This window comes from Chlorogloeopsis sp. ULAP02 (assembly GCF_038404745.2).
Taxonomy (GTDB): Bacteria; Cyanobacteriota; Cyanobacteriia; order Cyanobacteriales; family Nostocaceae; genus Chlorogloeopsis.
This window is the reverse complement of the sequence record NZ_JAYKTT020000030.1, coordinates 43,349-66,809: the sequence shown is the minus strand read 5'-3', so window position 1 is coordinate 66,809 and position 23,461 is coordinate 43,349. Positions and strand designations below refer to the sequence as shown.

Genomic DNA, 23,461 nt, shown 5'->3' with positions numbered 1-23,461 from the left:
GGATTTGGTGCATTACGCTTTGCAATCACACACCCTACATATTATTCAAAAATTAAATAGTAATCCTATATTTTTAATTGATTATATCGTTCATAGTTCACAATTATGAACTATGAACGATAGACTATGTGGCTATCGATATAACCAAACACGTAGCAGCGAAAGCAACTGTTCGGTATCAACAGGCTTTGTGATGTAATCGGATGCACCAGCGGAAATACATTTTTCGCGATCGCCTTGCATCGCTTTAGCAGTCAGAGCAATAATCGGTAGGGATTTAAACTCAGACTGTTGGCGAATGCGACGAGTAGTTTCGTAACCATCCATTTCTGGCATCATGATATCCATCAGAACAACATTAATATCTGGATTGTTCTGTAGAACTTCGATGCCATCATTACCGTTTTCCGCATACAAAATCTGCATTTGATAACGCTCAAGCACGCTGGTAAGAGCAAAGATGTTACGCACATCATCATCAACAATCAGCACTTTTTTACCTGCAAGTAGAGAATCAGAGTTTTGCAATTGTTCGAGCATTAAGCGTTTCGGTGCAGGCAGTTGAGCTTGTACGCGGTGCAAAAACAAAGCCGTTTCATCGAAAAGACGTTCGGGAGAGCGCACATCCTTAACGATGATTGTCTCTGCCAAACGCCGCAATTGCGTTTCTTGAGCTTTGGTAATTTCTCTACCGGTGTAAATCACTATCGGGAGTGCTTCACCATTGGGAGAGGATTTGATTTGTTCAATCAACTCAAATCCATCCATATCTGGTAGTCCTAAATCAAGAACTAGGCAATCATAAGTCTGGGAAGCAATGGCTGCTAGGGCTTCACTACCATTACTTACAGCAGTAGTAGCTACATCGCTGTTACCAATTAGTTCTATAATGCTTTGGCGTTGATTCTCGTCATCTTCGACAATCAGCAAATTCTTGACTCGCCGTTCCACAAAACCCTTGATTTTGGTTAATGCTTGATGGAGCACTTCACTATTAATCGGTTTTTGTAAGTAAGCGATCGCTCCTTGTTGCAAACTGCGCTGTCTTCCTTCTTCAACTGTCATGATATGTACTGGGATGTGGCGGGTATTTGGATCGTGCTTGAGCCGATCAAGTACTGTCCAACCATCCATTCCTGGCAGGCGAATATCAAGGATAATGGCAGCAGGCTGATATTCTCCCGCTAAAGCTAAACCTGCATTCCCACTTTGGGCGATAATACCCTTGAATTGGTGTTCTCGTGCCATCTCCAATAAGATGCGGGCAAATTTCACATCATCTTCAACAATTAAAAGTAGGCGATCGCCTTCGGCGATATTGTCTCTGTCGTCAATCAAGGGAGTGGGGGAAGAAGACGCGGAGAGCATGAGACGCGGTGACGCGGAAAGATTATTAAAAATATTCTCCGTATCCCCGCGTCCCCGTGTCAGAGTCTCCTCTTGTTTTCCCGTATCCCCTTGTCTCCTTGTCCCCTTGTCCTCTTGTCCTCCTGGTTGCGGCAGATATAGCGTAAATGTACTACCTTCTCCCAACGAACTAGTAAGTTTAATTTCACCACCGAGCAGGTAGGTAATTTCCCTACTAATAGACAAACCCAATCCTGTACCACCATATTTACGACTGGTGGTACCATCTGCCTGCTGAAACGCCTCGAAAATAATTTTTTGCTTTTCTGGAGCAATGCCAATACCTGTATCCCTGACTGCCAAAGCTATCACCCAAGGGGCGTTAGTCAAAGTTTTGCGATCAGAACTCCAGCCTTGCTTTGCCTCAAAGATCCGTAAGTTTACCTCGCCGCGCTCTGTGAATTTAAATGCGTTTGCTAACAGATTTTTGAGAACTTGTTGTAAACGTTTGGCATCGGTATAAATTGTCTTAGGTAAATCAGGAGCTAGTTCGATAGTAAAGTTAAGTCCTTTGTCTTGAGCAAACTGCCTAAAATTACGTTCTATATGCTCTTGTAAGTCAGATAACCGCATCTGCTCCATGTCAATTGACATGGTTCCAGATTCAATTTTTGCCAAATCCAAAATATCGTTGATTAATGACAACAAATCATTACCAGCAGAGTAAATCGTGCGGCTATATTCAACTTGCTTATCTGTGAGGTTCGCATCAACGTTGTCCGCTAGTAATTTAGCTAAAATCAACAAACTATTGAGCGGTGTCCGCAATTCGTGCGACATATTCGCCAGAAACTCGGACTTATACTTGGACGAAAGTGCTAGTTGTTCAGCTTTTTCTTCCAAAGACAGCCTTGCCTGCTCAATTTCTTGATTTTTGCGTTCAACCTCTTGATTTTGCTGTGCTAATAACTCTGCCTTTTCTTCGAGTTCGGCATTGGTTTTTTGTAATTCTTCTTGCTGGTTTCTCAGTAAATCCTCGGATGACTTGAGCGTATGAGCTTGTTGTTCTAAGCGCTTGTTTGTTTCCCGAAGTTCGTTTTGCTGAATTTGTAATTCTTCTGCCAAAGACTGGGACTGTTTGAGTAGTTCTTCTGTACGCATACTGGCAGCGATGGTGTTTAACACGATCGCTATACTTTCTGTCAATTGGTCGAAGAATGTCAGGTGAATTTCGCTAAAGCGTTGGAAGGAAGCAAGCTCAATTACCGCTGTTACCTGTCCTTCAAATAGTACAGGTAGCACCACAACATTGAGAGGAGTAGCCTCGCCTAAACCAGAACTGATCTTGATATAGTCGTGCGGTACTTCTGTGAGCAAAATCCGTTCTTTTTCTAAAGCACATTGTCCGACTAAGCCTTCACCCAAGTAAAAGCGGTTGGCAAGATGTTTGCGTTCGCGGTAAGCATAGCTGCTGAGTAGTTTTAAAAATGCCTGAGTTTCCGCAGCTTCTACAATGTAGAAAACGCCATGAGATGCGCCTACCAGTGGAGCCAACTCCGAGAGAATGAGTTTGGATACAGTTTCTAAATCCCGCTGCCCTTGTAGCATTCGAGTGAACTTAGCCAGATTAGTTTTCAACCAGTCTTGTTCGGTATTTTTCTGCGTTGTTTCTCGCAGGTTGGCAATCATCTGGTTAATGTTGTCTTTAAGAATAGCTACTTCACCTTGAGCTTCAACGGAAATTGAACGTGTCAAGTCACCCTTAGTAACAGCAGTTGCCACTTCGGCGATCGTCCGCAACTGAGTAGTCAGTGTGGCAGCTAGTTCGTTCACATTATCAGTCAAATCTTTCCAGGTACCAGCAGCTCCCGGTACTTTGGCTTGCCCGCCTAACTTACCTTCAATTCCTACTTCCCGCGCCACAGTAGTGACTTGATTAGCAAAAGTTGCCAGTGTATCAATCATTTCATTGATTGTTTCTGCTAATGCCTCGATTTCACCCTTGGCATCCAGCATCAGTTTCCGCTTCAAATCACCGTTGGCAACTGCTGTTACCACCTTCGCAATGCCCCGTACCTGTGCCGTCAAATTGCTCGCCATCGAGTTCACATTGTCGGTCAAATCTTTCCAGGTACCAGCAACACCTTGAACCTGGGCTTGACCGCCAAGTTTACCTTCGGTTCCCACCTCCCGTGCAACTCGTGTTACTTCTGATGCAAAAGAACTAAGTTGATCTACCATCACGTTGATAGTATTTTTCAACTCGAAAATTTCGCCTTTGACATCAACAGTGATTTTCTTTGAGAGATCACCATTTGCCACTGCCTTCGTCACTTCGGCAATGTTGCGCACCTGCGCTGTTAGGTTGCCTGCCATCGAGTTAACGTTATCGGTTAAATCTTTCCACGTGCCAGCCACACCCCGCACATAAGCTTGCACGCCAAGTTTACCTTCGGTTCCCACCTCACGGGCAACCCGCGTTACCTCAGAAGCAAAGGAGTTAAGCTGATCCACCATCGTGTTGATAGTGTTCTTCAACTCCAAAATTTCACCCTTGACATCAACAGTGATTTTCTTGGAAAGGTCACCATTTGCCACTGCTGTAGCAACTTCAGCAATATTACGGACTTGTGATGTCAAATTTCCAGCCATCATATTCACACTATCGGTCAAGTCCTTCCACGTGCCAGCAACACCTCTGACTTCTGCTTGCACGCCAAGTTTTCCTTCAGTTCCCACCTCACGGGCAACCCGCGTTACCTCAGAAGCAAAGGAGTTAAGCTGATCCACCATCGTGTTGATAGTGTTTTTAAGTTCCAAAATTTCACCTTTAACATCGACGGTGATTTTCTTGGAAAGGTCACCATTTGCCACTGCTGTTGTCACTGCGGCAATATTGCGCACCTGTGCTGTCAGAGAACCAGCCATAAAGTTAACGCTATCGGTTAAATCTTTCCAAGTGCCAGCTACACCCCTGACATCTGCTTGTACGCCAAGTTTTCCTTCAGAACCTACCTCACGAGCTACTCGCGTTACTTCAGAAGCAAACGAATTGAGCTGATCCACCATGATATTAATGGTGCTTTTTAACTCCAGAATTTCGCCTTTCACCTGTACCGTAATTTTCTTGGAAAGGTCACCGTTAGCAATGGCTGTAGCAACTTCTGCAATACTCCGCACTTGATCGGTGAGGTTACCCGCCATCATATTTACTGCACCGGTCAAGTCTTTCCAAGTACCTGCAACGCCTTTAACCTCAGCTTGCACACCGAGTTTACCTTCGGTTCCCACCTCCCGCGCAACCCGCGTTACTTCACTCGCGAAAGAACTAAGCTGATCTACCATTGTGTTAATGGTGTTCTTGAGTTCTAAAATTTCGCCTTTGACATCAACGGTGATTTTCTTGGAAAGGTCACCATTTGCCACTGCTGTTGTTACTTCGGCAATGTTGCGCACTTGTGCTGTTAGAGAACCCGCCATGAAGTTCACACTATCAGTCAAGTCCTTCCACGTACCTGCAACCCCTTTCACTTCTGCTTGCACGCCCAACTTTCCTTCTGCACCGACTTCGCGGGCAACCCGCGTTACTTCACCTGCAAAGGAGTTGAGCTGATCCACCATTGTGTTAATGGTGTTTTTGAGTTCTAAAATTTCACCTTTAACATCAACGGTGATTTTCTTGGAAAGGTCACCATTTGCTACTGCTGTTGTCACTTCGGCAATGTTGCGCACTTGTGCAGTCAAAGAACCCGCCATGAAGTTCACACTATCAGTCAAGTCCTTCCAAGTACCTGCTACACCTCTGACATCTGCTTGTACGCCCAATTTCCCTTCAGAACCTACCTCACGAGCTACCCGCGTGACTTCAGAAGCAAAAGAACCAAGCTGATCCACCATAATATTAATGGTGTTTTTGAGTTCAAAAATTTCGCCTTTGACATCGACAGTAATTTTTTTGGAGAGATCGCCGTTGGCAATGGCTGTGGCAACTTCCGCAATATTACGAACTTGCCCTGTCAAATTTCCTGCCATCATGTTCACACTGTCGGTCAAGTCTTTCCAAGTACCAGCAACACCCGGTACTTGGGCTTGCACACCAAGTTTTCCTTCAGTTCCCACTTCACGGGCTACCCGCGTTACCTCAGAAGCAAAGGAGTTGAGCTGATCCACCATTGTATTAATGGTGTTCTTCAACTCTAAAATTTCACCTTTAACATCGACAGTGATTTTTTTCGAGAGATCACCATTTGCTACTGCTGTTGTCACTTCGGCAATGTTGCGTACCTGTGCCGTCAAAGAACCCGCCATAAAGTTCACGCTGTCAGTCAAGTCTTTCCATGTACCAGCTACACCCTTGACTTCTGCTTGACCGCCGAGTTTTCCTTCTGCACCGACTTCGCGTGCTACCCGCGTTACCTCAGACGCAAAGGAATTGAGCTGATCCACCATGATGTTCACGGTGTTTTTCAACTCTAAAATCTCGCCTTTGACATTGACGGTGATTTTCTTGGAAAGGTCACCATTTGCTACTGCTGTTGTTACTTCAGCAATATTACGGACTTGAGCGGTTAAATTTCCCGCCATCATATTTACTGATTCTGTTAAGTCTCGCCAAGTTCCAGCAACACCCCTCACTTCCGCTTGTACGCCGAGTTTCCCTTCTATACCTACCTCACGGGCAACTCGCGTGACTTCAGAAGCAAAAGAATTGAGCTGATCCACCATCGTGTTAATGGTATCCTTCAACTCTAAAATTTCGCCTTTGACATCAACGGTGATTTTCTTGGAAAGGTCACCATTTGCCACTGCTGTTGTTACTTCAGCAATATTGCGAACTTGGGCAGTCAAGTTACCTGCCATCAAGTTGACGCTATCAGTTAAATCCTTCCAAGTCCCAGCCACACCCGGCACTTGGGCTTGCACACCAAGTTTTCCTTCAGTTCCCACTTCACGAGCAACCCGCGTGACTTCACTGGCAAACCCATTGAGCTGATCCACCATCGTGTTTACCATTTGGGCAGTTTGGTAAAATTCTCCTTTGAGGGGTCTGCCTTCAATTTCTGGTGCGATTCTTTGGGATAAATCGCCATTTGCCACTGCCCGGATTACTCGTGCTGTTTCCGCTGTCGGTTGCACTAAATCTGTAATCAGTGTATTGACAGAATTAACACAAGCAGACCAAGAACCGCGTACATTTCCCAAAGAAGCACGTTCGGAGATTTTGCCTTCTTTACCAACAACATTACCAATTCGCTGTAGCTCTGCTGCCAGCCGCTCATTTTGCTCAATAATATCGTTGAGTGCATCGGCAATTTTTCCTGCTATGCCAGTTTGATCTATGGGCATCCGCGCTGAAAAATCGCCTTTTTTGACAGCTGATAGGGTTCTTAGTAATTGTTTTAAATCTAAATTATCGCTTTCTTTGGTTAACTGTTCAGTGGGCATACGATTGAATGCAAAAAATTATACACTTAGTGCTAAAGCCGACTACTAGTTTTTATTGCGCTTTTCTGACAACAAGGTATACCAACCTATCTAGTTACGCCAGAAGAAACTTTGCTTTTTGTCAGTTGGCTGTGCAAGTTATGATGTATAGACTATAACGAATTTAAAAAATTACGATCTAGCTATATAAATAACTCTATCTACAAGTATGATTAAAATTTATTAAAATACGCAAACATAAAATTTAGAAGGCAATTATAACAGAGCGATCGCTCCATTGCTGGCTGTGTTTCTACAATACCTCGACTTGATTTGTCATAAATAAACTAAAAAAATAAATCCCCGACTTTTCACCAGAAGTCGGGTTCTTACGTTTAAATTGGTTGCTCTACAAATGCAATTGCGATCGCTACAAATACAAATCGTGTGGTTACCACAGCAATTGTGTGGTTAGGAATGCAAATCCTGTGGTTACCACACTAAGTTTTGTGGTAGCGATCGCAAGCTGTGTCGTTACTACAGCAGTTGTGTGGTTACCATACTAAGTTTTGTTGTAGCGATCGCTTCTTGAGTCAAATGGTATATTAAATAACTCATGCTAATTAGTATATGGATATAGTCACTTAGAAAGCGATTCCTCTTGAGTTACGACAACACCTGCAAATACCTTGCCGAACACTACCCTGCTGATTTTGCCAGATGGTTACTTGCATCTGACACTTCTGATATACAGGTACTCAAAACTGAACTAAACCTTGAACCAATACGCGCTGATTCGGTAACGTTTTTACAAATCTCCAACCAAATCCTACATTTAGAGTTTCAAACTTCCCCAGCATCCACACCCCCATTAGACTTTCGGATGCTGGATTATTACACCAGATTAAAACGACAATACTGGTGTGATATTCAGCAGGTGTTAATTTTCCTTCAAGCTACATCTTCTGAAATCGTTTTTCAAAATCAGTATATAGACACAAACACCACACACCGATATCGAATCATTCGTTTATGGGAAGAAGATCCCACACCACTACTAGCTAACCCCGCACTCTTACCACTGGCGACGCTAGCCCAAACCAACTCACCTCAAGCTTTATTAGAGCAAGTCGCTGCTGCTGTCGATATGATTGAAGAAACAGACGAACGACAAAACATATCAGCTTGCGTGCAGGTTTTGGCTGGTTTGCGGTTTGAGAAAAATCTGATTAAACAGCTTTTCAGAGAGGAAATTATGCAAGAATCTGTAATTTATCAAGATATTTTGCAGAAGGGAGAAGAACGAGGAAAGAAACAAGAGGCTTTAGCGCTGATTCTACGTCAGTTGACACGTCGGTTTGGTGTAATTGAGCCAGAGATAGAACAGCAGATCCGCACATTCTCTATTACTCAACTAGAGGAATTAGCTGAGGCGCTGTTGGATTTCAATAGCCAAAGTGATTTAATAAATTACCTTACAAATATCTCTCCTCCTCAAACCAGTTAATAAGATTGAAAAGCAGTATCCAAGCGATCGCTTCACCTAACACTACTCAACTACAATAGAAGTAGAAATTGTTGAGATTTGTATAGTTGTTAGGGATAAGCTGTCATGGCTCCCGCCGTTTTAATTGAAAATCTAAAAAAGCGTTACGGTTCAATAGAAGCTGTTAAGGATGTTTCCTTTCAGGTTGAACCAGGAGAAATTTTTGGTTTATTAGGGCCAAATGGAGCAGGTAAAACTACTACTTTACGTGCTTTGTGTACCCTTACCACACCAGATGCTGGCAAAATAGAAGTATCTGGAATTTCGGTGTTAGATAATCCCAAAGCAGCAAGACAACGGCTTGGTTATGTAGCACAAGAAGTGGCTCCAGATAAGGTTCTAACTGGACGCGAACTGCTGCAACTACAAGCGGCACTTTATCACTTACCAGCAGCAGTGGCAAAACAACGTGTTGACACAGTACTGAGTTTGCTTGGTTTGCAGGAATACGCCAACAAAAAAACTGGTACTTATTCAGGTGGTTTGCGCAAGCGCCTTGACTTGGCTGCTGGATTACTGCACGCACCGGATGTACTAGTTTTAGATGAGCCAACCGTTGGGCTTGACATTGAAAGTCGTTTTATCGTCTGGGAATTCTTACGAAAGCTGCGAGAAGCAGGAACCACGGTAGTGATTACCAGTCATTATCTGGAAGAAGTTGACGCTTTAGCCGATCGCGTGGCAATTATTGACCGTGGAGTTGTAATTGCGACTGGTACACCTTCTCAACTGAAAGATAAAGTGGGAGGCGATCGCATTACTTTACGTATCCAAGAGTTTACACCACTAGAAGAAGCCGAAAAAGCCAAAGAATTACTTGCACCGTTACCATTTGTCCAAGAAGTAATTATCAATAGCGCTCAAGGTAATTCCCTTAACTTGGTGGTAACACCGCAAAATGACACTTTGATAAACATTCAGCAAGCTTTGAATCATGCTGGATTGCCTATATTTGGCATTTCCCAATCTCGTCCTAGCCTAGATGATGTTTACCTGGCAGCGACAGGACGTACACTGATGGATGCGGAACTCGCTGCACTGGGAAATCGCGATCCAAAAGCGGAAAAAAAGCAAAATATGAGATAGGGAAATAACCAACTACTGTACGGGTGGGTTTAGAAGATAAGTTATCAGTAGTAACCGAAAGTTAATCAACAAAACCTGCCCCTACTAAGTACTACCTACTACCTACTAACAATTACCAAAAATTGACATGAGTGGTACTGTCATACCTCCAAAACCGGATCTTAACTGGCAGCAAGTTGCTGCACCAAAAGCTTACGTAGAAACTACTCCCAATTTTTTTGGTGAGTTAGTTCAAGAGACGTTAGCGTTGACTCGTCGCTTGTTTATTCAATTGCAGAGACGTCCTTCGACTTTAATTGCAGGAATTATTCAGCCTGTAATGTGGTTGGTACTATTTGGCGCTTTATTTCAAAATGCACCAAAAGGTATATTTGGTGATACTCCAAACTATGCTCAATTTTTAAGCGCAGGCATCATTGTTTTTACAGCCTTTGGTGGAGCGCTTAATGCTGGCTTACCTGTGATGTTTGATCGAGAGTTTGGTTTTTTGAATCGCTTACTAGTGGCTCCTCTTGCATCACGGTATTCGATTGTCTTAGCTTCGGCAATTTTTATTATTAGTCAGAGTTTGCTGCAAGCAGCAGTCATTGTGGCAGCAGCCGCTTTTTTGGGTGCAGGTTTACCAGATGCAGCTGGCTTGGGTGCGATCGCTTTGATAGTCTTTCTACTCGCTTTGGGTGTGACTGCGTTGAGCTTAGGATTGGCTTTTGCCTTACCGGGACACATAGAATTAATAGCAGTCATTTTTGTCTCTAACTTGCCACTATTATTCGCCAGCACTGCTTTGGCTCCTTTATCTTTTATGCCCAAGTGGTTGCAAATTATCGCCACCCTCAATCCTCTCAGCTATGCTATTGAGCCAATTCGCTATCTTTATCTCCACAAAGATTGGGGATTAAATAGTGTAGTCATGCACGCTTTTTGGGGTGATGTTACTTTTGGCAGTTCAATTCTCGTGTTACTAGGGTTTGCTGTCTTTGCTTTGCTAATTATCCAACCCCGACTACGGCAAACTCTCTCATAAAATAGAAGCATCGTTATACTCGGAGGAACACGAGGGGTAAATCTGCATGAAAATCTTTTTTTTACCACTAACTCGGCTTACTGTTGCCACTTTTGCAAGTCTTGGCTTTGCCTCTTTGCTCGTGCCGCAACCCAGTTTAGCTCAACTTACCAATCAGTACGACCAAACAACTTACGATCCACAGAATACCGATTTCTGTTCTGGTAATAGTCAAGATAGTTCTTTTAATGTATTCAACTTAATTCATTGCGCTAATCTGAGAGGGCGCAGTTGGGATTCTACTCAACAGAACTCAGACATTAATGATGTTGCCAGAGATTTTAAAGAAAGGCAAAAACTACGCTTTCAACAACAGCAAGGGCAACCGCAGACACAACCAAGTGCAAGCTCGCCAGTGATTACGCTGCCAACGGCTACACCCCAGCAGAGTCAGTGAATTGACTTCAATCAAAAAGATGGGGCAACCCTTGTGGTTGCCCTCAATGTTAACCTTAAGACGCGATTGATTGCGTCTGTACAAATTGTCAGGTGGCACTTAACACAACGGAAAAATAAGGGTTTGAGGAAAATTAGGCAGCGCCCACCCTACAAAATGGCTCAAAGTTTTTTACAATCCTACTGCAGCTAGAATATCGCTGGCGTGGGTAGGAGTGTTGACATTGGAGTCAACGTGAGTAATTTTGCCGTTACCATCAATTACGTAGGTAACGCGTTTAGCATAGCCACCGCCATCAACATCATATGCTTTGATTAAAGTCTTATCGGTATCAGCTAGTAAGGGGAAATTGAGATTATATTTTTGAGTAAATGCCTGATGGGAGGCTTCATCGTCTGCACTTACTCCTAACACCACAATATCTTTACTTTTATATTCTTCAGTGGCATCACGGAAGCTACAAGCTTGTTTAGTGCAGCCTGGAGTGTCATCTTTGGGATAAAAATACAGAACTACTGTTTTGCCTTTGAAATCAGACAATGAAACGGTGTTACCGTTAGTATCTTTAGCGGTAAATGCAGGCGCATCTGTTCCAACTGCTAGAGGCATAATTTACCTTTCCTGTGTGAAAAATTTGATGCATTTGAAATTTTACAATAATTTACAATGATTAAATAAATAGCTCAAAAAAGTTATTACCCAGCATCAATACGTAGCTGTCAGCTACAAGTTAAAACAGATATCTTTGTCTTTTATTTAATCATCCAAAACATTCTCAGGAAATAAAAATGCCAGCTTTTGATTCCCAAAGCCAGGAAACCCTGATATATCCACGTAACACTATAGAACGAGCCAAGCGATCGCTGTTATGTTCTCCCTTCAATCTTAATTTATTTGCAGCTATGGTGTCCGAGAGGGTGGCTTTGAAGGAAATTATAGGTAATTCGGGTGTCCGCAATGGTTACACCAAACGTCCTCTATCAGAATTAGCAGCAGAAAACAATTTGGTGTGGTTGATCCAAGTAGGTGTGTTGCGACGCGAAGTTGACGGACAGGGAATAACAGATAGTTTCCGCCTCACACCTGTTGGTCGTCAAGTCATAAAAGAATGTCAAAGCCAACCTTGCCCTACTCCTAATTGGAGCGATCGCCTATCCGATGCTATGATTCGTTGGTTTAGACTACCTTTTTAGAATTTGGGTTTAGTTAGTAGTTAGTAGGAGTGGGTTTATTTGATAATCTTGTCGTTCAAACTGATAATTGATCTTTTAAACCCGCCAGGCGGGTTTATTTAAATATTTCGTTATTTTGGAGAAATAGTTGTTAAAACCCGCCCGTACAGTAGGTAGTAGTTGGGTGGGAACAGGTTTTATTGTCGATGCCCACCGCCTATTGCCCATTGACTACTAACGACTATCCACTATCCACTCACTACTATCAGTATTTTTGATAATTTAAAGTCAAAAGTTAGGAGTGGCACTAAAGCGGGAACAATATTTACGGAAGTTACTACTCATTTTATGAAGTTTGTTTTGTGGCTTTCTAAACTGAATTAAGTAAATAGAGAATAGTAAACCATAAATTATTACTATCACTGACTAGCTGCCATAAACTGCATACACAAGAGGACAAACAGAGGGGGAATTGGGAGACAAGGTGAAGGAAGACGACAAGGAGCAGGGGAGAGGGGGAGACAAGGAGCAAGAACGTGATTCACGATTCTCCGCATCCTCGTGTCTCCTTGTTCCCTTGTCCTAATTTCCTTATACCCTCTGCCTTCTATTACTCTTTCACTACTAGGGTGAGCTATATTACATTTCAACTTTTAAGATTGTACCAACTTGGGAAAAAAAGCTAAATTATGAAAGCAATTATGGTAGTGGGAACAACATCCCATGCAGGTAAATCACTGATAACTGCGGCTATTTGTCGCATTCTGTCGCAACGTGGCTGGCGAGTGGCTCCCTTTAAAGGTCAAAATATGGCTTTAAACGCCTATGTCACTGTCAACGGTGGAGAAATGGGTTATGCACAAGCTGTACAAGCTTGGGCTGCGGGAGTTATTCCTTGGGTAGAAATGAATCCCATTTTACTCAAACCCCAGGGTGACATGACTTCTCAATTAATTATTAAAGGTAAACCTGTAGGCAGAGTTAATGCTCAAGATTACTATGAGCAGTATTTTGAACTTGGATGGCGAGCAATTGAAGAATCTCTACAACATTTAGCAACAGAATTTGATGTACTGATTTGTGAAGGTGCTGGTAGCCCAGCGGAAATTAACCTCAAGCTCCGCGACTTAACTAATATGCGGGTAGCAAAACACTTAAATGCTCCAACTTTATTAGTTGTTGATATTGACAGAGGTGGTGCTTTTGCCCATGTAGTCGGAACGCTAGAACTACTAGAGCCGGAGGAACGCACCCTAATTCGCGGTGTCGTTATTAATAAGTTTCGGGGGCAGCGATCGCTCCTAGAACCGGGTATCAAATGGTTGGAAGAACGTACAGGTATTCCCGTAGTTGGCGTTATTCCTTACTTAGATACTATGTTCCCCGCAGAGGATTCCCTTGATTTATTGGAACGTAAATCTTACAAATCTTCAACTGAACTGAATATTAGCGTTATCCGCCTACCGAGAATTTCCAACTTTACCGACTTCGATCCGTTAGAATCAGAGCCGACGGTTACAATTAAATACTTAAGCCCCAAGCATGAATTAGGACGTCCAGATGCAGTAATTATCCCAGGTACAAAAGCAACAATTCCTGATTTGCTACTACTGCAAAAAACCGGTATGGCAGAAGCAATTCAAAATTACGCAGCGGCTGGAGGTACAGTATTAGGTATCTGTGGAGGTTTCCAAATTCTTGGTCAAATTATCGCCGATCCAGAAGGCATAGAAGGACAAGCTGGCAGATACCAGGGCTTAGGACTATTACCCATCAAAACAGTAATTACAGGACAAAAAATTGCCCGTCAGCGGCAAGTCACCTCAAATTATCCGCAAATGGGTTTACCGGTGAGTGGATTTGAAATTCATCAAGGGCGATCGCGCACAGAAACTCAAGGAGTAGATCCCCAAGCCTACCATCCTTTATTCGACGATGCTAATTTAGGATTAGTAGATCGTTGTCAATCAGTCTGGGGTACTTACCTCCACGGTATATTTGATAATGGCCCTTGGCGTCGTGCTTGGTTAAATAGACTGCGTCAGCAACGGGGTTTAAAATCTCTGCCTACAGGAGTTGCCAACTATCGAGATCAGCGAGACAATCTCTTAGACTACCTTGCTAGAGAGATTGAACGACATTTAGATTTAACTCCATTTTTGTCGTAGTGCTTGGAAACTATGAGTGTTCGCGTCCATTTCTTACCAGACGATGTTACTGTTGATGCCGAAGTGGGAGAACCCCTGCTAGATGTTGCAGAACGAGCTGGAGTATTAATTCCTACTGGGTGTCTAATGGGTTCTTGTTATGCTTGTGCAGTAGAATTAGAGGATGGAGAAACAATCCGCGCTTGCATCAACGCAGTTCCACCTGGGCGCGAAAAACTAACAATCAATCTGTTTAGTGATCCAACGTGGTAATTTATATTGTTAGTAGTTAGTAGTTAGTAGTAGGTAGTCAAAAATTACTACTAACGACTATCCACTAACCACTATCTACTTTGTTGTTTTACTTTTAAGACGTATTCTTTAAACCGTTCCATATCTGCTAGAAGCGTTGATTCTACAACCCTTCCCAAAAACAAATTATCCATTATTTTGCCAATAATACCAGGGATAGCATAGCCAACAGTAAGTTTGACAATACTGCTGTTATGGCGATCATAAAAGCGAATAGCACCTCGATTTGGTAAACCATCCACCGATTCCCATTGAATAATTTGATTGGGAATAACTTTGAGAATGCGAGATTTCCAAGTAAATTCCAAACCGCCAGTTTTGAGCTTCCATATAGATATATCTGGATTATCTTCAGGAACTTTGACTGAATCAATCCACTTCATCCAACGAGGCATCTGCTCTAAATCAGACCAAAGACCCCATACTACATCTATGGGAGCCTCTACTTCTACTTGCACGCTATGCTCTAGCCAATCAGACATTCTCTTTTTTTCTTCCTTTGCGGGTTGTTTGTAACCTCTACTTTTTCACAGTCTCTAAAATAGCTTTCGCTGCTCGCCTTCCCGAAATTGTTGCTCCTTCCATGCTATCAATATAGTCTTGTTGCGTATAACTCCCCGCTAGAAAGAAATTAGCCACAGGTGTCTGTTGATTGGGACGATAAATATCCATTCCTGGTGCTTCCCTATAAAGAGACTGAGCCAGTTTTACCACACTGTACCAAGTCATATTCAGTTCTCGTGATGAGGGAAACAACTGATGTACTTGCGCCAGAACGTGCTGGGCTATTTCCTCATTACTTTGTTTAATAAATGGATCTCCCGGTGTCAGCACTAGTTGCAACAATGACCCCTGCCTTTGGCGATAATAATCAGCAGGGCTAGTTAAAGCTAAATCAGCAAAACAGGAAAAGTCTGCATCGGGAGTATATAACAAATTATCAATTCCGGCTGCACGATCTAGTTGTTTACGCGCTTTAGCATCTTGCAGTTCCGTTACCCAACCATCAAACCGCAACTGCACCGTAGCTACAGGCACCGCTTCTAATTTATAGATATTTTCAAATTCTGACCACTTGCGCCATTGTTGGGGTAAGAGGCGTTGAATGCCTGGCACATCACAAGCAGCTACGTAGGCATCGGCGGTAAGAATTTCTTCTGTATCACCGTTGGCTACTACTATACCAGTAACGTGGGTTTGTTCCCCTTCTTCAACAAACTGGATTTCCCGCACTCCCCGGCGAGTGTAAATTTTTGTTCCCCTTGCTTCTAAGTATTCCAAGATTGGCTTGTGCAGGTATTCATAGGGTGAACCTGACAACATCCGCAGTTTTGATGCCTCAGTTCTAACGGCAAATAACTGAAAGATTGTCAGCATACAGCGGGCAGAAATATTTTCACAATCAATAAAGCCTAAAGCGTAGGCGATCGGGTTCCACATTCGCTCAATGCTGGCTTGGCTACCTCCATGACTGCGGAACCAATCGGCAAAACTAATGTTATCCAAATTACGGATATTTTGCATTGCACCGTTGTAATCTATTAAACCCCGCACTATTGGACTTGTTGAAAGTGCTACTGCATTCTGCAATTTATCCAGTAATGATATTTGAGAGCAAGTGAAAAATGCCTTGAGACCATTGAAAGGTGCACCCATTAAAAAGCGAAAATCAAGGGTGCCAATTCGCCCTCCTTGATTAATGAAGGTATGGGTGTGTTGTTTAGGTAGGAGGTTTCCAAACGCTCCCACTTTGTTCATCAATTCCAACAACTGATAGTAATTTCCAAAGAAGACGTGCAACCCCATTTCAATATGGTTACCATCGCCATCTATCCAACTACCAACTTTACCACCAACAAATGGACGAGACTCCAAAATCTGGACTTCACAACCTGCATCAGCTAAATCTACAGCTGTTGATAGTCCAGCTAGCCCCGCACCCACGATCACAACACGCATTCCGTCCGTCCTTTTCAGTTTCTTTACAAATTGTAACTGCGTTGGCGTCGAAATTGGCTATTCATATTGAATCAAGGGTTAAGGGAGTAGACACTACCCTGCGTACTTACACAAAAGTAAAACAGGAATCAGGTAAAAAACAAAAAGACAAAAGGTATAAATAGTTGCAGTCTTTCTTGTTCTTAGATGATTATTCTGTTGTTAGTTGTTTCTCTATTTTATTGATTGGCATCTTTGCTTTCTTCGTTTGTTGGTAATCCTCGGATTAGTTCTCGAATTACATCAGTTGCCGGTCTACCAGTCTGTTGACAATACTTTTCCAGTTTTTCTGCCTCCTGTGTTGCTAAATTCACAGTAATACGTTTTACAGCCCACTTCTTATTAGTCATTTGATTGTGTTATTTGCTAGATACTAACATCACTAAATAATCATCGATTAAGTGAGGATGAAATAGATAAGAATATCAGAGTTTTTGTCAGGTAACAAGCAATGTCATAGGTGCTAAAAGCTGAATTTGGTAAATATGTTCTTCATTTTTCTAACAAACTACAGAATTTGAATTTTTTGATTGTTCTTTTGACAGGAACACTAGCGTATACTCGCCTTTGTACGTCAATAAGTTAGCAAGAGTGAGTATGGAACAGATTGAACTAGTAATTTTTCAAATTGAGTACAAATGACCATTTTTTTACATAACTGTTTCTCCAGTCTGCTATTACTAACACATCTCACTATCTCTCTAGCATAATTTCACGAAGCACTTTTGGGGGAAATATATGCCATAGTGCTTGCAGATATTACATGAAGGTGTGAGTTTACTATATAGATAAATGCTGAGATATTTTTGGTTATGGAAAACTCAGTATACAAATAATTATTTCCCATTAGCTTTATCATCTCGGACAGAGCATTATCTACATGGGAAATAACTTTTGTTGAATAGTGTTGATACTTGCTTACAAAGTACATACACTTATAGGTAAACTTGCAATACCTCTAAATTTTGAATGCAAATGTATATGTCTTTCTTCTTCTCGAACATTTGCAATCATTGCTATTACTAATAGGGTAGAAGCTATTTGTTCATTTATGTCTAAACAAGAGTTTGAGTTGTAAACATATTTGTTATTCAACATAGATGATTTTTCAAAAAAGTATAAACTCCTCTGTATTTCTGTTTTAATTGTATCTCTTTTTTCTAAGATAACTTTACCTTTACTCAAACTTTACCGAATTTATACTTAAGTTGTTCTTTTTAAAATCAGTACTATTTTTAACATTAGGTTATAAAGTTTTTATATCTAAAATGTAAATTTTTCAATAATAGTAGGGTGAGTATTTTCTTCCGACCCACTGGAATGAATATATGATTTATGAAATTAAGTGATTTATCTCGATTAATAATAAAAGTAATTAAGTATATTACTAGTTTTATATATTACTTTGTTGTTACTGATTATTTATCTTAAAGAAGTACTTAGAAAAAGAAGGAGAGTATACTCTTAATCAAAAATTAATAAACTTAGCATTATAAGTTAACTCTAAGAAGATTTAAAACAGTTTCTTTGTACTAAAATGTATTTATCGGTCGCAAACAATGTGCAATTTAAAATATTTTTTTTAAAAGATTCCGATATTACTGAATTTTTCTTCTTGAAGTTAAGTATTTATTACTCAATACAATTAATTCGATTAGCGGTATAAATAGAAAACTATGTAGATACCTTAACCTGTGGATTGATATAAGATGGATTTAGCCTGGATTCACTTAGAGTAATGGCTTGTGCAAGTAGTCTTACACTCTTCTTTAAACACAGCTACCGCACCGAAAAACCCTGAAATTAAGGATTCAGGGTTCTCCAGTCAGTATCTATACTGTTGCTATAAATAAACTAAAAATTATCCTTCAACCAAACAATTATGCTCCCCGCTGGACAATACCTACAGAGTGTTTTTTGTAGTGATAGGGTAAACAACTATTCAAATTGTAGTTGGGGCATTAATTGAAGAGTACCTATTCCTAGATCTTGAGGTGAAAGCGATCGCGCCTCAAACAAAGCCATCATATCTCGCAGCTGGGGATTACCACGGGCAGAACCTGTTAACCCTCTAGCAATGATTAAACCACAGTAGCCTTTAGTGTGTTTACACCGCTGATTCCATTTTTTTCGAGCTTCTACGTGAATTGGATCATCATCTAAAAACTCACCAAAAAGGAACAGTTCACCATTTTGAGTTTGCAGTAAACCAAGGTCATAGCGATCGCCGCCTAAGGGATCAGAACCCGGATTAAAGCAAATAGCTTTCAGTCCACCAGCTTTTTCAATATTTTCAATCACGATTTTAGCCTTAGGGCGGGAGGTTTGAATTAAAATCACGGGCAAACCGTCACCTGCTGGTTTAATTTCTCCAGCTTGGTAATATTTAACTCCCTGATGCAGGTACTCCAACATCTCCCAAGAAACAACACCCAAGCTCAGAAAGGAGTCTTCTGGTATTAAGTCATCTCGCAAAGAACGGAAAATCGGATCAATGTGCGATTCAATCTCGTCGTCTTCCTCAAGTTCGTAACCTGCCATTTCCTCTAGTTCTGTTGCCAACTGAGGCATCGTCGCAACGGTGATAGATACTGATTTCGTAGATTCATCGCTAGCAACAGGTAGTGAAATTCGGTAGCGACGACTAGCACAGGGAAAAGAATCGCCCCCCAGTTGGCGACGGTGATCTCGAAGAAAGCGGCACAACCCTTCTAAGGCAACATATACTATCAATGCTTCTTCGTCATACAAAACTGATCGCAGTCCTTCTAAAGGATGAATATTGCCGAAAGTGGGTTGAATTTCCGATAAGGGTAGCTCTGCCAAATCTTCAAACTCTTCATCCTCTGTGTCTTCACTTTCATCAGCGTGCTCAAAAGTTAAAAACAGACAATCTTGCTTGAGAAAGGCTTCTTCTAGATGCCCTTGTGATTCATCTTCTCTTAAAATAGTGGCGCGAAACTGCTTGAGGGATTCTTCCGAACGATATAACAATACTCCATACTCCATGCCCAACATTCCCATCACTGAGGCATAGAGTGTACCTACATCCCACTTATTAATCTCTATTGACAAGATTTGCTGTTCTTCCAATAATTCCCAAGGCGCTATCTGCCACATTGCTAATGCCTTTTCTCTTAGGGCTTGTGCATACTGTGGTGGTAATTCGGGAACTTGAGAGTCTAGAATTTCCGAAAACCCTCGAAACAATTCGTCAATTAAGGGCAATTCCGGTGAATAGTCAATTGCAATATCCAAGTCTTGCAGGACACCGCGCAAATAAAATTGAATTTCACGATCTCTGACTACTATTCTTTGAGGACGAGCTGCCTTGGCGGGGCTGTGGGGATTTTCCATTGCTCGCATTAAAGTACGAACAATTGCCTCTGGGCCGCTTTCTGGAGGTACTACGTCCATTCCTCGGACAATACCTTGCGTACCATCTACCCAAAGAATGCATTCGCCTTTTGTCTCTGAGTCTAAGTGCTGGGTTTGTGATGATGACAATGGACGGCGATCGCCCTCCCATACAGAAGGAATTTGAGTTAATTTCCGCAAACGGCGGCTGGTAGAGCGATTAAAACTTGTCATAGAGTAAGTGAATCAAAACAAGCGATTTGCAAGTAAATTTTTGAGTCAGGGCTAGCCTCGGATAAAAATTCCCTCAGCTGATGATTGAAGGGCGATCGCGGTTTTTGGCTGCCAAAGGCTAAAACTTCAAAAATATTGAATCTCAAAACATATTGAGTCTCTCAATTCTAGAATAAAAATCTTTGCGTGCTTTGGACGGAGTATTTACAATTTGGCAACTTGAGACAGCAATGTCGCTAGAATAGAGAGAAAAACTTTAACTTTTAGGCAACCTGGTGACGAAAGTTTGGAGTTAAAAGTTCCTTCCTTATTCACTATAGGTTGAAAATTATCAGCTTTAGGAGTTAAAACGCAAATGACACAAGCAACTCAATCATCGCAAAAAGGAATTCAGTTGAGCGAAGCAGCATTGCGGCAAGTGAAACTTTTGCAGGAGAAACAGGCTGGCAAAGATTTATGCTTGCGGGTAGGAGTGCGTCAAGGTGGATGCTCCGGAATGTCTTACATAATGGATTTTGAAGACCCTAGCAAGATTACCTCTAATGATGAAGTTTTTGATTATGACGGCTTCAAAATTGTATGCGATCGCAAGAGTTTATTATATCTCTATGGCTTAATGCTTGATTATAGTGATGCTATGATTGGCGGTGGTTTCCAGTTTACTAATCCCAATGCCTCCCAAACTTGCGGCTGTGGTAAGTCATTTGGAGTGTAATATAGTCATTTGTTCTTTGTCACTTGGCAAAGGATGAATGAATCACGACTAATCACTAATGACTAATGACTAATACAGTTGAATCCCTGTTTGATACAGGTTTGGAAAGGTATAAAGCTGGAGAATCAGCAGATGCTTTGATTCCTGTGTTTAAAGAAATTTGCGATCGCGCTCCTAAAAGTAGCTCGGCATGGACGTGTTTGGCGTGGCTTTATCTACTGGATAACAAATCTAGTTTTGCTTATAAAGCCGCACAAAAAGCAGTGAAGCTAAATCCACAAGATCCCCAAGCCAGGATCAATCTCGCTATCGCTATGCTGGAAACTGGGCAAAAAGGTTTGCGCGAACATATTGATGCTGCAAGCCAGCTAATCTTGCTTAATTCCGAATGGCGAGAGGAAATTGAAAACAGCATTGCGGATGGTTTCGCTAGAAAACCAGATTGGCAAAGTTTAGCGAAAGTCAAAAAATGGCTATTTGAAGAGTAATTACTAATTGCTAGTTGTTAATTGCAAATCGCTGATGGCTTCTGATACTATTAGCCATTAGCGATTTGCCATTGATAGTTACAGTTGAAAACGCGACAACTGATGAAAGATAAAATTTTGAATTGGCTAAATCTGATTTTAGTGGTTGATGTATTCCTAGTTTTGTTTGGCTTTGGCTGGTTCGCGATCGCAGTTATCGGTCAAGCCACTGGCGTACCCTTGGGCTTAGATTTATGGCATCAACTCTGGCAACCTCTGTTTAACCCAGCAATTGGTATTCTGATGGGTGGTGCTATTCTCAGCGGTGTCATCAATTGGGTTTCCCGGAAATTTCAGTCAAATCAATAGTTTTAGTGGATAGTGGATAGTGGTTAGGGGTTGACAATCAACTACTGTACGGCAGGCAACGCTTTGCGGAGCCAGTGCGGTGAAGCAGCCCCCGTCTTGGTGGTTCTCGTCACGTAGACGCCGGAGGCGGTGAGCCAGTCCAGTGGGCGGGTTTTCCCGGCATAAAGGAGCGTAAGCGCCCTTGCGGGTTAAGCGCGTCGAGTGCGACTGCCGTGCGGGTTTAGAAGATAAATTGTCTGTTTCAGCCGAAAAATAATGCCCCTACTTCTACTAACTACTATCTACTAACCCTACCAACTACTATCCAATTAACTTCATTTCAAAACTTCTTCTAGGGCTGGCTGCAAATCAGGATATTGAAACTTAAAGCCACTGTCTAGAGTACGTTTAGGTAAAACTTGTTGGCCTTCCAGAACTACTATTGCTCCATCCCCTAACAGGGCTTCGATTGCAAAGCTTGGAACTGGCAACCAAGAAGGGCGATGCATGACTTTGCCCATAGTTTGAGATAACTCTGCCATGCGGACAGGATGGGGAGCGGTAGCATTGTATACGCCTGTCATATCTGGTTTTGTTAAAGCTTGCACAATTAAGTCAACTAAATCATCAATGTGAATCCAAGAAAACCACTGTCTACCACTACCAATAGGGCCACCCGCGAAAAGCTTAAAGGGAGTTATCATTTTACCCAAAGCACCACCCAAGCCCAAAACAATGCCAAATCGCAAAATGACTAATCTAACACTATAATCTGTGACTTTTTGCGCTTCTGCTTCCCAAGCTTGACAGACTTGGGCAAGAAAATCGTTACCCGGTGAGCTAGTCTCATCAAATGTAGTAGTTTCGCTTGTACCGTAATAACCGATAGCTGATGCGTTAACTAAAACACTAGGTTTTGAATCAGCATTGGCTATTGCTTCAACGATTTTTTGTGTGCTGAGTTTGCGGCTATTGAGGATTTCCTGTTTGCGTGCTGGTGTCCAGCGCCCCTCTCCAATGGGTTCACCAGTAAGATTGACTACACCATCACAATCGGCGATCGCCTGTTGCCAAGAACCTGATGCTGTAGGAGTATAAGTAATAATTTCTACATTGTTAAAAGCTTGCTTTGGAAAAAACTTTTGGGCATGAGCAGTGTTGCGAGTTAACACTAATACCCTATGACCTTCTTTGTGAAGTCGCTTTACTAAGTGACTTCCAACAAATCCTGTTGCTCCGGTGATTGCTACTTTCATTTTTTACCTCCGCCAAACTTATTTTAAAGTTTTTTATCAAATTTTCAGCGGTAGGAATTTTTTTAATGATGGAAGCAATATAGGCTTTGGTACTCAGACAATGAATATGAGTGACTTGCGTTTTATATGGTTCGATATTATAGGATGGACGGAGTGTTGCAAGGCTTGGGGCTATTATGGCTCGCTATACCTGTTCGTTTCTTCTTTCTGTTCCTATTCATGATCTCCAGACGTTAGTTACAGAACTACTGCAAAATTGTAATTTGGTTGTGCAGTACTGTACGTCGGATTATATTATGGCACGTGAAATTCCTGGTACTGTTTCCTTCTCTAAAATGGTAAAAGCAGAGGTATTTATTGATATCAGCACAGCTACCGAAACAGAAACCCGAATGAGTATTGTCATCAAAAATGAAGAATTACCACTGCAACTTGATAACCACTGTCGGCAAGTGTTTGAATTCATTAAGCAGTCGATAGAAAATAATCACTATTGGCATTTGATAGAAAGTCTGGCAGATAGCTATGAACGCTTATAGTAGAGGTGTCTGTTACAGCTAGCTTTGACTGAGGCTAGCTTTTGGCAGAACAC

The 23,461-nt window shown here is 41.9% G+C and carries 18 protein-coding genes; 11 read left to right on the top strand and 7 right to left on the bottom strand.

What is annotated here, in order from left to right; all coding sequences use genetic code 11:
• Positions 1 to 132 precede the first annotated feature (132 nt).
• Positions 133 to 6,792: a HAMP domain-containing protein gene (locus U2718_RS13490; RefSeq protein ID WP_342000345.1), complete on the bottom strand. Its 6,660-nt coding sequence runs from the start codon at positions 6,790 to 6,792 to the stop codon at positions 133 to 135.
• Positions 6,793 to 7,432: 640 nt separating this feature from the next.
• On the opposite strand from U2718_RS13490, the gene U2718_RS13485 reads away from it, so the two are divergent.
• The 4 genes from U2718_RS13485 to U2718_RS13470 all read left to right on the top strand — a co-directional run bounded on the left by U2718_RS13485 (position 7,433) and on the right by U2718_RS13470 (position 10,863).
• Positions 7,433 to 8,278, top strand: a complete 846-nt coding sequence (locus tag U2718_RS13485; RefSeq protein WP_342000343.1) for an Rpn family recombination-promoting nuclease/putative transposase — start codon at positions 7,433 to 7,435, stop codon at positions 8,276 to 8,278.
• Positions 8,279 to 8,383: 105 nt separating this feature from the next.
• Complete coding sequence (locus U2718_RS13480) at positions 8,384 to 9,403, top strand: ABC transporter ATP-binding protein (protein WP_342000341.1); 1,020 nt, start codon at positions 8,384 to 8,386, stop codon at positions 9,401 to 9,403.
• 127 nt (positions 9,404 to 9,530) lie between these two features.
• On the top strand, positions 9,531 to 10,427 hold the full coding sequence (locus U2718_RS13475) for an ABC transporter permease (protein WP_342000336.1): 897 nt from the start codon (positions 9,531 to 9,533) through the stop codon (positions 10,425 to 10,427).
• 46 nt (positions 10,428 to 10,473) lie between these two features.
• Entirely contained in the window at positions 10,474 to 10,863 is a 390-nt protein-coding gene (locus U2718_RS13470; protein WP_342000335.1) for a hypothetical protein, read from the top strand.
• 171 nt (positions 10,864 to 11,034) lie between these two features.
• Here the strand turns inward: U2718_RS13470 and U2718_RS13465 are convergent, their stop codons facing one another.
• Positions 11,035 to 11,472: a peroxiredoxin gene (locus U2718_RS13465; protein WP_342000333.1), complete on the bottom strand. Its 438-nt coding sequence runs from the start codon at positions 11,470 to 11,472 to the stop codon at positions 11,035 to 11,037.
• Positions 11,473 to 11,651: 179 nt separating this feature from the next.
• On the opposite strand from U2718_RS13465, the gene U2718_RS13460 reads away from it, so the two are divergent.
• The 3 genes from U2718_RS13460 (at position 11,652) to U2718_RS13450 (ending at position 14,455) form a co-directional block, all read left to right on the top strand.
• A complete protein-coding gene (locus U2718_RS13460) occupies positions 11,652 to 12,056 on the top strand; it encodes an Npun_F0494 family protein (protein ID WP_342000331.1) in 405 nt (134 codons plus the stop codon).
• Positions 12,057 to 12,724: 668 nt separating this feature from the next.
• The gene (cobQ, locus tag U2718_RS13455; RefSeq protein WP_342000329.1) at positions 12,725 to 14,203 is read left to right on the top strand and encodes a cobyric acid synthase CobQ; all 1,479 of its coding nucleotides are present in this window, start codon (positions 12,725 to 12,727) and stop codon (positions 14,201 to 14,203) included.
• Between the two features lie 12 nt (positions 14,204 to 14,215).
• Positions 14,216 to 14,455: a 2Fe-2S iron-sulfur cluster-binding protein gene (locus tag U2718_RS13450; protein WP_342000327.1), complete on the top strand. Its 240-nt coding sequence runs from the start codon at positions 14,216 to 14,218 to the stop codon at positions 14,453 to 14,455.
• 71 nt (positions 14,456 to 14,526) lie between these two features.
• Here the strand turns inward: U2718_RS13450 and U2718_RS13445 are convergent, their stop codons facing one another.
• The 4 genes from U2718_RS13445 to U2718_RS13430 all read right to left on the bottom strand — a co-directional run bounded on the left by U2718_RS13445 (position 14,527) and on the right by U2718_RS13430 (position 20,083).
• Positions 14,527 to 14,976, bottom strand: coding sequence for an SRPBCC family protein (locus U2718_RS13445; RefSeq protein WP_342000326.1), 450 nt, complete (start codon positions 14,974 to 14,976; stop codon positions 14,527 to 14,529).
• Between the two features lie 37 nt (positions 14,977 to 15,013).
• Positions 15,014 to 16,453 (bottom strand): 9,9'-di-cis-zeta-carotene desaturase, encoded by a 1,440-nt coding sequence (zds, locus tag U2718_RS13440; RefSeq protein ID WP_342000324.1) that lies wholly within the window; start codon positions 16,451 to 16,453, stop codon positions 15,014 to 15,016.
• 218 nt (positions 16,454 to 16,671) lie between these two features.
• Positions 16,672 to 16,842, bottom strand: coding sequence for a CopG family transcriptional regulator (locus U2718_RS13435; RefSeq protein ID WP_289793836.1), 171 nt, complete (start codon positions 16,840 to 16,842; stop codon positions 16,672 to 16,674).
• A gap of 1,588 nt (positions 16,843 to 18,430) precedes the next feature.
• Positions 18,431 to 20,083 carry a DUF6930 domain-containing protein gene (locus U2718_RS13430; protein ID WP_342000321.1) on the bottom strand — a complete coding sequence of 551 codons (1,653 nt, stop codon included), beginning with the start codon at positions 20,081 to 20,083 and terminating at the stop codon, positions 18,431 to 18,433.
• A 355-nt stretch (positions 20,084 to 20,438) separates the two neighbouring features.
• Between U2718_RS13430 and U2718_RS13425 the strand changes: the two genes are divergently transcribed.
• The 3 genes from U2718_RS13425 to U2718_RS13415 all read left to right on the top strand — a co-directional run bounded on the left by U2718_RS13425 (position 20,439) and on the right by U2718_RS13415 (position 21,634).
• A complete protein-coding gene (locus tag U2718_RS13425; protein ID WP_342000319.1) occupies positions 20,439 to 20,798 on the top strand; it encodes an iron-sulfur cluster assembly accessory protein in 360 nt (119 codons plus the stop codon).
• Between the two features lie 65 nt (positions 20,799 to 20,863).
• Positions 20,864 to 21,286, top strand: a complete 423-nt coding sequence (locus U2718_RS13420) for a hypothetical protein (protein WP_342000317.1) — start codon at positions 20,864 to 20,866, stop codon at positions 21,284 to 21,286.
• 102 nt (positions 21,287 to 21,388) lie between these two features.
• Positions 21,389 to 21,634, top strand: a complete 246-nt coding sequence (locus U2718_RS13415; RefSeq protein WP_342000315.1) for a hypothetical protein — start codon at positions 21,389 to 21,391, stop codon at positions 21,632 to 21,634.
• Between the two features lie 314 nt (positions 21,635 to 21,948).
• Here the strand turns inward: U2718_RS13415 and U2718_RS13410 are convergent, their stop codons facing one another.
• On the bottom strand, positions 21,949 to 22,869 hold the full coding sequence (locus U2718_RS13410) for a TIGR01777 family oxidoreductase (RefSeq protein ID WP_342000313.1): 921 nt from the start codon (positions 22,867 to 22,869) through the stop codon (positions 21,949 to 21,951).
• Between the two features lie 176 nt (positions 22,870 to 23,045).
• Here U2718_RS13410 and U2718_RS13405 point away from each other — a divergent pair, with 176 nt between their 5' ends.
• On the top strand, positions 23,046 to 23,408 hold the full coding sequence (locus U2718_RS13405; protein ID WP_289793843.1) for a hypothetical protein: 363 nt from the start codon (positions 23,046 to 23,048) through the stop codon (positions 23,406 to 23,408).
• Positions 23,409 to 23,461: the final 53 nt, after the last annotated feature.

Bases quoted from the DNA above. Each gene is read 5' to 3' on its own strand.
- U2718_RS13450 (WP_342000327.1), top strand. From the start codon at position 14,216: ATGAGTGTTCGCGTCCATTTCTTACCAGACGATGTTACTGTTGATGCC.
- U2718_RS13460 (WP_342000331.1), top strand. From the start codon at position 11,652: ATGCCAGCTTTTGATTCCCAAAGCCAGGAAACCCTGATATATCCACGT.
- U2718_RS13420 (WP_342000317.1), top strand. From the start codon at position 20,864: ATGACTAATACAGTTGAATCCCTGTTTGATACAGGTTTGGAAAGGTAT.
- U2718_RS13410 (WP_342000313.1), bottom strand. From the start codon at position 22,869: ATGAAAGTAGCAATCACCGGAGCAACAGGATTTGTTGGAAGTCACTTA.
- U2718_RS13445 (WP_342000326.1), bottom strand. From the start codon at position 14,976: ATGTCTGATTGGCTAGAGCATAGCGTGCAAGTAGAAGTAGAGGCTCCC.
- cobQ (WP_342000329.1), top strand. From the start codon at position 12,725: ATGAAAGCAATTATGGTAGTGGGAACAACATCCCATGCAGGTAAATCA.
- U2718_RS13435 (WP_289793836.1), bottom strand. From the start codon at position 16,842: ATGACTAATAAGAAGTGGGCTGTAAAACGTATTACTGTGAATTTAGCA.
- zds (WP_342000324.1), bottom strand. From the start codon at position 16,453: ATGCGTGTTGTGATCGTGGGTGCGGGGCTAGCTGGACTATCAACAGCT.
- U2718_RS13470 (WP_342000335.1), top strand. From the start codon at position 10,474: ATGAAAATCTTTTTTTTACCACTAACTCGGCTTACTGTTGCCACTTTT.
- U2718_RS13405 (WP_289793843.1), top strand. From the start codon at position 23,046: ATGGCTCGCTATACCTGTTCGTTTCTTCTTTCTGTTCCTATTCATGAT.
- U2718_RS13465 (WP_342000333.1), bottom strand. From the start codon at position 11,472: ATGCCTCTAGCAGTTGGAACAGATGCGCCTGCATTTACCGCTAAAGAT.
- U2718_RS13475 (WP_342000336.1), top strand. From the start codon at position 9,531: ATGAGTGGTACTGTCATACCTCCAAAACCGGATCTTAACTGGCAGCAA.
- U2718_RS13425 (WP_342000319.1), top strand. From the start codon at position 20,439: ATGACACAAGCAACTCAATCATCGCAAAAAGGAATTCAGTTGAGCGAA.
- U2718_RS13480 (WP_342000341.1), top strand. From the start codon at position 8,384: ATGGCTCCCGCCGTTTTAATTGAAAATCTAAAAAAGCGTTACGGTTCA.
- U2718_RS13490 (WP_342000345.1), bottom strand. From the start codon at position 6,792: ATGCCCACTGAACAGTTAACCAAAGAAAGCGATAATTTAGATTTAAAA.
- U2718_RS13430 (WP_342000321.1), bottom strand. From the start codon at position 20,083: ATGACAAGTTTTAATCGCTCTACCAGCCGCCGTTTGCGGAAATTAACT.
- U2718_RS13415 (WP_342000315.1), top strand. From the start codon at position 21,389: ATGAAAGATAAAATTTTGAATTGGCTAAATCTGATTTTAGTGGTTGAT.